The sequence below is a fragment of the Umezawaea sp. genome, assembly GCF_036375055.1.
In the GTDB taxonomy this organism is placed as follows: Bacteria; Actinomycetota; Actinomycetes; order Mycobacteriales; family Pseudonocardiaceae; genus Umezawaea.
In genome coordinates, this window is the sequence record NZ_DASUSQ010000081.1 from 1 (window position 1) to 7,733 (window position 7,733).

The 7,733-nt window shown below is 73.1% G+C and carries 4 protein-coding genes and 1 pseudogene; 4 read left to right on the forward strand and 1 reads right to left on the reverse strand.

Annotated elements, in window-relative coordinates; genetic code table 11:
* The 3 genes and pseudogenes from VFZ92_RS21860 to VFZ92_RS21870 all read left to right on the forward strand — a co-directional run.
* A pseudogene (locus VFZ92_RS21860) lies at window positions 1–1,583 on the forward strand (peptidase S8); the annotation flags it as partial.
* 84 nt (window positions 1,584–1,667) lie between these two features.
* Complete coding sequence (locus tag VFZ92_RS21865) at window positions 1,668–2,147, forward strand: hypothetical protein (protein ID WP_330877862.1); 480 nt, start codon at window positions 1,668–1,670, stop codon at window positions 2,145–2,147.
* A 199-nt stretch (window positions 2,148–2,346) separates the two neighbouring features.
* Window positions 2,347–5,577, forward strand: coding sequence for a S8 family serine peptidase (locus tag VFZ92_RS21870; RefSeq protein WP_330877863.1), 3,231 nt, complete (start codon window positions 2,347–2,349; stop codon window positions 5,575–5,577).
* A 42-nt stretch (window positions 5,578–5,619) separates the two neighbouring features.
* Here the strand turns inward: VFZ92_RS21870 and hemQ are convergent, their stop codons facing one another.
* A complete protein-coding gene (hemQ, locus tag VFZ92_RS21875) occupies window positions 5,620–6,312 on the reverse strand; it encodes a hydrogen peroxide-dependent heme synthase (protein ID WP_259628217.1) in 693 nt (230 codons plus the stop codon).
* Window positions 6,313–6,515: 203 nt separating this feature from the next.
* On the opposite strand from hemQ, the gene VFZ92_RS21880 reads away from it, so the two are divergent.
* Window positions 6,516–7,733: S8 family serine peptidase (locus VFZ92_RS21880; protein ID WP_330877864.1), on the forward strand; the 1,218-nt coding region annotated here is incomplete at its 3' end.

Here is a 7,733-nt window from a genome sequence, read left to right on the forward strand (position 1 = left end):
CCGTCACCGGCGACACCAGGATCGGCACGCTCGACGGCGCGTACACCGGCACGGTGGTCGCCACGTCGAGCACCGGAGCCGTGCGCACCCCGCTCTCGATCGCCCGCGAGGTCGAGAGCTACACCGTCACCGTCAACCACATCGGACCGGACGGCCTGCCCGCCGTGGAGAGTTCCACGGCTCTGGTGGCGCTCGACACCATGAAGGGGTACGGCTTCTACGACGCGGACGGGAGCAGCACGGTCCGCCTGCCGAAGGGCGACTACTTCGGCAACACCTACATCATCACCGAGCCCGACTGGGCGGTCCTGACCCAGCCGAAGGTCACGGTCTCCCAGGACACCGTGATCACCCTCGACGCGCGGACCGCCAAGCCCGTCAAGGTCTCCGTCCCGGAGCCCGCGGCCGAGGGGATGCTCGGCGAGTACTCCACGACCAGGCGGTCGGGGACGAAGCAGACGGGCTACGGCCTGATCTACTTCAGCGACTTCGGCGACACCCTGACGACGGGCCAGGTGGGCCCGGACGTCGGGCAGGACGAACTCACGGCGCAGATCGGCCTCCAGTGGCGCGGCACCCCCGACGGCGACACGCCGATCAACTACCGGTTCGGCTCGTCGTGGACCGGCGAGGTGCCGACCGGGCACGTCCGCGACCTGGGCAAGAAGGACCTGGCCGAGGTCAGGACCACGGTCGGTCCGAGTCCCGCGGGCCGGAGCCACGCGCAGGCGCTGCTCGGGACGAGTCCCGACGGCGGTGGCGGGTGGTCGTGGATCGCGCCCATGGGCGAGTCCGGCACGATGATCGACTACGTCGCCGGCGACAACACCCGGTGGGGCGCCCTGCACCAACAACTGTCGGGCAACTCCGCGGAGACGCAGCAGGTCACGCCGCCGAAGACGTACAAGCCGGGCAAGAGCTACACCCTCGCGCCCGGTCACGCCGTCTTCGGCCCCGGCATCGGGGGCTACCCGAGGGCGCTGGACAGGCAGGGCGACTCCATCCGCGCCGCGGTGCCGCTGTTCAGCGACAGCAGGGGCGGTGAGGGCTACTCGGTGGTCGACTCGGCCAGGACCACGCTGTTCCGCGACGGCGCGAAGGTCGGCGAGACCACGTCCACGGGCGGCAACTTCCCCGTGCCCGCAGCGGCGGGCGGCTACCGGCTGGAGGTCGAGGCGGCCCGCAGCGGCGTCTCGGAGTTCACCACCGGGGTCAGCGGCGCGTGGACGTTCCGCTCGGCGCGCGTGGACGGGCAGGAGACCCAGCCGCTGCCGCTGACGGTCATCCGCTTCCAACCGGTGCTGGACGAGAAGGACACGGCACCGGCCGGGCGGCTGCTGCGCGTCCCGCTCGTCGTCCAGCAGAACCCGGACGCCGCCAACGGCCGCGTCACCCGGATCGCCGTCGACGTCTCGTTCGACGACGGCAAGACCTGGCGGCGCGCCCCCGTCGTCGGCAGGTCGGCGCTGGTGCACGGCGGCCCCGCGGGCAGCTTCGTCTCGCTGCGGGCCAAGGCGACCGACAGCAGGGGCAACACCGCGGAGAACACCGTGATCCGCGCCTACAAGATCGCGGGCGCGTAGCGGTGGTGGGCCCGTGGCGTCCGCGCCACGGGCCCACCCGTCCCGCCGAGCAACCCGACGGGTGGCCACTTCCGTCTGGAGCGCATGAGGATCATCGCCGTCGTCACGGCGCTGCTCGCGCTGTGCGCGTGCTCAGCGGAACCACGGGCCTGCACGCTCATCGGCTCACGGCCGGGCATCGGGCTGGACGTCGAACTCCCCGGTGCCACGTCGGCGGCGGTGGAGATCTGCTGGGACGGCACGTGCACCGAGCCCGCCGTGCGGTTGACGCCCGCGACCTCGCACGGCCCGCAGACGTGCACCGGCACCAGCCCCACCGACACCTGCGGGGTGTCGGTCGTGCCGACGGGCGGGCTGACCGGCTTCGCGGACGTCGCGAACCTGCCCGCCAAGGCCGTCACGGTGACCCTGGTGCTGACCGACGCGACGGGTGCGGTCGTGCTGGACGAGACCACGACCGCGACGCCCAAGATGGTCTACCCCAACGGCGAGGCGTGCGGTGGCGGCGGTGCGCAGACGGGCCTCGTCGTCTCCGCGGCCGGTGTCGTCACCGAGCGCGCCTGACCTCGGCGACTACCCCGCGTGATCGGACGTCGGGTCCCCGCTTCGCTCGTTGAGCGGAATCCAACCACTTTCACCGCCGATAGGTTCGAGGCGTTCGGGGGGACAACGTCACGTTCGGTACACCGTCGCCGCCGTCTGATCGGCGCCTCCCGGTAGCGCGCCCGCCCTGGGCGCGCCCACCTCAGGGAGAGGTAGCCAGTTGCCTACAACACGACGGAACTGCACGCGGTGGGGTGCGTCCCTGCTCGCACTCGGTCTGGCGGTCGGCTCGGTCCAGCCCGCGACGGCCGCGCCGGAGGTCGCCGACCGCACGGGCGCGACCCCCACCGGTTCGGTCACCCTCGTCACCGGTGACCGGGTGGTGGTGACCGGCGACCAGGTCGGCTCCGTCATCCCCGGCAGGGACCGAGCGGGACTCGTCTTCACCAGGTTCACCGCGGGCGGCCACCAGCACGTGGTGCCCGAGGACGCCGAACCGCTGCTGGCGGCGGGCAAGCTGGACCTGCGGCTGTTCGACGTCACCGGGCTGGTGCGGGCGCGCTACGACGACGCGCACCGCGACTCCGTGCCGCTGATCGTCACGCCCGCGCCGGGCGGGTCCGTCGCGGGCCTCGCCAAGACCACCGACCTGCCCGCCGCGGGCTCGTACGCGGCGCGCGCGGCGAAGGCCACGGCCGCCGACACCTGGCGCGCGCTGACCGCCGCCCCGGACGGCTACCGCAAGGTCTGGCTGGACGGGCTGCGGCAGCCGACCCTGGACCGCACCACCGCCCAGATCGGCGCTCCGGCGGCGTGGCGGGCCGGGTACACCGGGACGGGTGTGACGGTCGCCGTCCTGGACACGGGCGTGGACGGCGCCCACCCGGACCTCGCGGGCCGGGAACTGGTCGAGAAGAACTTCACCGAGGACCCGGACGCCACCGACGGCGTCGGCCACGGCACGCACGTCGCGGCCACCATCGCCAGCGCGGGCGCGAAGTACCGCGGCGTGGCACCCGACTCGCGCATCCTCGACGGCAAGGTGTGCATGACCGGCGGGTGCGCCGAGTCGTGGATCCTCGACGGGATGGCGTGGGCCGTCGAGCAGGGCGCCGACGTGGTCAACCTGAGCCTCGGCGGCCCGGACACCCCCGAGGTCGACCCGATCGAGGCGGCCGTGAACGCGCTGTCCGCCGAGCACGGGACCCTGTTCGTGATCGCGGCGGGCAACTCCGGCCGCGCGGGCACGATCGGCTCCCCCGGCAGCGCGGACGCCGCGCTCACCGTCGGGGCGGTCAACCGCTCCGACGGGATCGCGCCGTTCTCCAGCCGCGGCCCCCGCACCGGTGACGGCGCGGTCAAGCCGGACGTCACCGCGCCCGGTGTGGGCGTCGTGGCGGCCCAGTCGTCCACCGGCACGATCGGCACGCCCGTCGGCGACGGCCACGTGGCGCTGTCCGGCACGTCGATGGCGACCCCGCACGTCGCGGGCGCGGCGGCGCTGCTCAAGCAGCAGCACCCGGACTGGACCGGCGCGCGGGTCAAGGCGGCGCTCGTCGCGTCGACGAAGCCCACGCCCGGTCTGAGCGCGTACGACCAGGGTTCGGGCCGGATCGACCTGGCCAGGGCCATCGGCCAGACCGTCACGTCCGAGCCCGCCACCGTCGGCCTCGGCTCCCAGCCGTGGCCGCACGACGACGACGAGCCCGTCACGGAGAAGATCGCCTACCGCAACGCGGGCACCGAGCCCGTGACGCTGGACGTGGCGGTCGAGGCGACCGGACCGGACGGGAAGCCCGCACCCGCGGGCTTCTTCTCGGTCACGCCTGCCGAGGTCACCGTCCCGGCGGGCGGCGAGGCATCGGTGACCGTCACCGCCGACACCAGGATCGGCGCGCTGGACGGCGGGTACTCCGGCTCGGTCGTGGCGGGCTCCGGCGCGACCGCCGTCCGCACCCCGGTGGGCGTCCTCCGCGAGGTCGAGACCCACACGCTGACCGTCGAGTACACCGACGCGGAGGGCGCGCCCGCGGCGGACGGGTCGACGTTCCTGGTCGGCCTCGACTCCGGCCTGGCCGTGTTCCTGGACCCGGAGGGCGGCAGGGCCGAGATCGACCTGCCCACGGGCCGGTACTACACGGGCAACAGCGTCCGGACCGGGGAGCGGTACGCGAGCCTCCCGCAGCCGAAGGTGGACCTGGCGGCCGACACCACGATCGCCGTCGACGCCCGACTCGCCAAGCCGATCTCGCTGTCCGTCCCCGATCCGGGGGCGGAGGCCATCGGCAGCGTCCTCAGCAACAGCCTGACCTACGGCCAGGGCGGGGTCACGTCGATCGGCCTGTTCCTCGGCGCGTTCAAGGACATCTCCACGGCGCACCTCGGCCCGGCGCTCGACGACGACTTCACCGCCGTCCTGAGCACCGACTGGCGGGCGGCTCCCGTCGGCGACACCCCCGTGACCTACCGGATCACGTCCGTGTTCACCGGGACGATGCCCAACGGGTACTCCTACGCGCCTGCCCTGCGGGACTTCTCCGAGGTCAGGACCCGCTACGGGCCCGCCCCGGAGGGCAGGCGGAACAACCACGGCCTCATGGGTGTGGACGCCAACGGCTCCGGCGGGACGTGGCTGGTCGACGTGCCCGCGCCGGGCACGTCGATCGACTACCTCGCGGGGGAGAACGCCCGCTGGGTCTCCAGCTTCACCCAGACCTCGGGCACCGGTCAGAACCTGGTGTTCGAGACCAGGCAGGCTTCGGAGCCGCGGACCTACCAGCCGGGCAGGACCTACAGCGAGACGCTCAACACCGCCGTGTTCGGCCCGACCGCCAGCCCGTACGGCTCCGCCCTGTCGCGGGTCGACGACGAGATCAACGCCTTCGTGCCGATGTTCGGCGACGGCGCGGGCAACGCGGGCTCGTCGCAGACGACGAAGGCCCGCACCACGCTGTTCCGCGACGGCGTGAAGGTCGGCGAGACCACCGAGGCGGGTTCCGGCCGGTTCACCGTGCCCCGCGAGGCGGGCGCGTACCGGCTGGAGGTCGAGGCGACGCGGGACGTCTCGACCGTGAGCACGAGGGTCGGCGCGGCCTGGACGTTCCGCTCTCGGGGTGACGGGAGCGGGGAGGAGCGGACGCTGCCGCTGTCCGTGCTGCGCTTCCAGCCGAAGCTGGACGAGGTCAACGCGGCCCCGGCCGGACGGCTGCTGCGGGTGCCGCTCGTGGTGGAGGAGAACCCCGGCTCCCCCGGCGGGCAGATCCGGCGGATCGCGGTCGAGGTGTCCTTCGACGACGGCGCGACCTGGCGCCGGGTGCCGGTCGTCGGCGAGTCGGCGCTCGTGCTCAACGGCGGGCCCGGTTTCGCCTCGCTGCGGGCGAAGGCGACCGACAGCAGGGGCAACACCAGCGAGACGACGGTGATCCGCGCGTACGCGGTGGCCGGGGAGTAGCCGGGAGCGGGCCCGCGGCGTTCGTCGCGGGCCCGCTCGCGGTCACGGCAGGTTGATGACCAGTTCGGAGGCGGGCACGCGGGTCCCGGTGTAGAACGGGACCTCCTCGCGGACGTGCAGGCGCGCCTCGGTGCCGCGCAGGTGCCGCATGAGGTCGACGATGCGGTGCAGCTCGTCCGCCTCGAACGCCAGCATCCACTCGTAGTCGCCGAGCGCGAACGAGGACACCGTGTTGGCGCGCACGTCCGGGTAGTCCCGCGCCTCCTTGCCGTGGTCGGCGAGCATCTTGCGCCGGTCCGCCTCGGGCAGCAGGTACCACTCGTAGGAGCGCACGAACGGGTACACGCAGACGTACTTGCGGGCCTCCTCACCGGCGAGGAACGCCGGGATGTGGCTGCGGTTGAACTCGGCGGGGCGGTGCAGCGCGACCTGGCTCCAGACCGGGGTGGACACGCGGCCCACGGCGGTGCGGCGGAAACCCTGGTAGGCGGCCTGGACCTGTTCGATCTCCTCGGCGTGCCACCAGATCATGTAGTCCGCGTCGGCACGCAGGCCCGCCACGTCGTACACGCCGCGCACGACGACGCCCTTGCCCTCCAGGGCGTCCAGGTAGTTCTGCGCCTCGGTGGCCGCGGAGCCGCGGTCGTCGGGAAGACGGCCGGGTTCGACGCGGAAGACCGACCACATGGTGTAGCGGATGGTGTCGTTGAGTTCGGTGTAGTCCAGGCGGGCCATGACCCCATCTTCTCACCGTCGGACGCGGCAGGGGTCGGCCGGTGGCGCGGGCGACACCGCGCTCCGCGCACCCGTGCAACCACGAACGGCCAGTGGTCGTGACTCGAAGTGCGAGAACGCCTGGAGAACACCGGAGGTGGCTGTTGCGATCAACACGACGACACGGCGCTCTAGCCGGGGTCACCGCGCTCACACTCGGTCTCGTGGTCGGACCGGCGGGTGGGTCGGCGGCCGGGGACACCGCGCCCGCGAGATCCCCCGCGACGGGTTCCGTCACGCTGATCACCGGCGACCGGGTCCTGCTCGACGGAGCGGGAGGGCGGTCGATCGTCCCCGCCGCGGGCCGTGACGACATCGCCTTCTCCACGTACTCGGAGCGGGGACACCTGTTCGTCGTACCCGACGACGCCCGGAGGGCCGTGGCGACCGGCCGGGTGGACAGACGGCTGTTCGACGTCACGGAACTCGTCGAGTCGCGCTACGACGACGCGCACCGCGACTCCGTGCCCCTGATCCTGACCTCCGACGACGGGGTCCGGGCGGCGGGCGCCCTCGCGGGCACGACCGTCACCGGCGATCTGCCGGTCGTGAAGTCGTTCTCGGCCACCACGGCCAAGGCACGGGCCGCGGACACGTGGCGGACGCTCGTCACCGACGGCTCGTTCACCAGGATCAGGCTCGACGGCCTGCGGCAGCCGAGCCTGGACCGCAGCGCGGCGCAGATCGGCGCGCCCGAGGCGTGGCGGGCCGGGTACACCGGCACGGGGGTGGAGGTCGCCGTGCTGGACACCGGCGTCGACGCCGAACACCCCGACCTCAAGGGCCGGGAACTGGCCGGGAGGAACTTCACCTTCGAGGCGGACGCGGACCTGGTCGGCCACGGCACGCACGTCGCGGCCACCATCGCCAGCGCGGGCGCGAAGTACCGCGGTGTGGCCCCAGACGCGAAGATCCTGGACGGCAAGGTCTGCGCCCGGTTCGGGTGCGTCGAGTCCTGGATCCTCGGCGGCATGACGTGGGCCGTCGAGCAGGGCGCAGACGTCGTCAACCTCAGCCTGGGCGGTGGGGACAGCCCGGAGATCGACCCGCTCGAAGAAGCCGTCAACACCCTCTCGGCCCGGCACGGCACCCTCTTCGTCATCGCCGCGGGCAACTCCGGCAGCACCGAGACCATCAGCTCGCCGGGCAGCGCGGACGCCGCCCTGACGGTCGGCGCGGTCGACCGGAACGACGGGATCGCACCGTTCTCCAGCCGTGGCCCCCGCGTCGGCGACGGAGCGGTCAAACCCGACGTCACCGCCCCCGGCGTGGACATCGTCGCGGCCAAATCCTCCACCGGTGTGATCGGCACCCCCGTGGCCGACGGCTACGTGTCCATGTCCGGCACCTCGATGGCCACCCCGCACGTCGCGGGCGCCGCC

Coding starts and splice junctions, on each gene's coding strand:
- VFZ92_RS21865 (WP_330877862.1), top strand. CDS start 1,668: ATGAGGATCATCGCCGTCGTCACGGCGCTGCTCGCGCTGTGCGCGTGC.
- hemQ (WP_259628217.1), bottom strand. CDS start 6,312: ATGGCCCGCCTGGACTACACCGAACTCAACGACACCATCCGCTACACC.